The organism is Pseudotabrizicola algicola, assembly GCF_010915705.1.
Taxonomy (GTDB): domain Bacteria; phylum Pseudomonadota; class Alphaproteobacteria; order Rhodobacterales; family Rhodobacteraceae; genus Pseudotabrizicola; species Pseudotabrizicola algicola.
In genome coordinates this window covers 1-1096 of the sequence record NZ_JAAIKE010000029.1, presented here as the reverse complement: position 1 = coordinate 1096, position 1096 = coordinate 1, and the positions used below count along the sequence as shown (strand labels likewise).

The window sequence follows — 1096 nt, the reverse complement described above, 5'->3', positions numbered from 1 at the left end:
CTGGAAACCCGGCAGGTCAGGAAGATGATCTCCTCCTACGTGGGCGAGAACGCCGAATTCATGCGCCAGTATCTGAGCGGCGAGCTGGAGCTGGAATTCAACCCCCAGGGCACGCTGGCCGAACGCATGCGCGCGGGCGGTGCGGGCATCCCCGGCTTCTACACCAAGACCGGCGTCGGCACCGTGATCGCGACCGGCAAGCCCACCATGACCTTCGACGGGCAGGAATACATCATGGAGCGCGGCATCGTCGCCGACCTCTCCATCGTCAAGGCGTGGAAAGCCGACCCCTCGGGCAATCTGGTCTTCCGCAAGACCGCCCGCAACTTCAACCCGCCCGCCGCCACCTGCGGCAAGGTCTGCGTGGTCGAGGTCGAGGAAATCGTGCCGCTCGGCAGCCTCGATCCCGACCACATCCACCTGCCCGGCATCTATGTGCACCGCATCATCCAGGGCCAGCACGAAAAACGCATCGAACAGCGCACCACCCGCAAGAAGGAGGCCGTGTAATGCCTTGGGATCGCAACCAGATGGCCGCCCGCGCGGCGCGCGAACTGCAGGACGGCTGGTATGTGAACCTCGGCATCGGCATCCCGACGCTGGTGGCCAATTACATCCCCGAGGGCATCAGCGTGACCCTGCAATCGGAAAACGGCATGCTCGGCATGGGCCCCTTTCCCTATGAGGGCGAGGAAGACGCCGACCTCATCAATGCGGGCAAACAGACCATCACCGAACTGCCGCAGACCGCCTTCTTCGATTCCGCGCAATCCTTCGCGATGATCCGCGGCGGCAAGATCGCCATGGCGATCCTCGGCGCGATGGAAGTGGCCGAAAACGGCGATCTCGCCAACTGGATGATCCCGGGCAAACTGGTCAAGGGCATGGGCGGCGCGATGGACCTTGTCGCGGGCGTCGGGCGCGTGGTGGTGGTGATGGACCACACCTCGAAACACGGCGAATCCAAGGTGCTGCGCGCCTGCACCCTGCCCCTCACCGGCAAGGGCGTGGTCGACCGCATCATCACCAACCTCGGCGTGCTCGACGTGGTCCCGGGCGGCCTCAAACTCGTCGAACTCGCCGATGGCGTCACCGA

General features: G+C 64.8%; 2 protein-coding genes. Both read left to right on the top strand.

Annotation, left to right across the window (positions count from 1 at the left end; genetic code table 11):
• Positions 1-510, top strand: a 510-nt coding sequence (locus G3572_RS21820) for a CoA transferase subunit A (protein WP_164615820.1), incomplete at its 5' end; no start/stop codon positions are given.
• Positions 510-1096 (top strand): 3-oxoacid CoA-transferase subunit B (locus tag G3572_RS21815; RefSeq protein WP_164615818.1); only part of this gene is annotated, 587 nt, incomplete at its 3' end. The genes G3572_RS21820 and G3572_RS21815, both read left to right, overlap by 1 nt.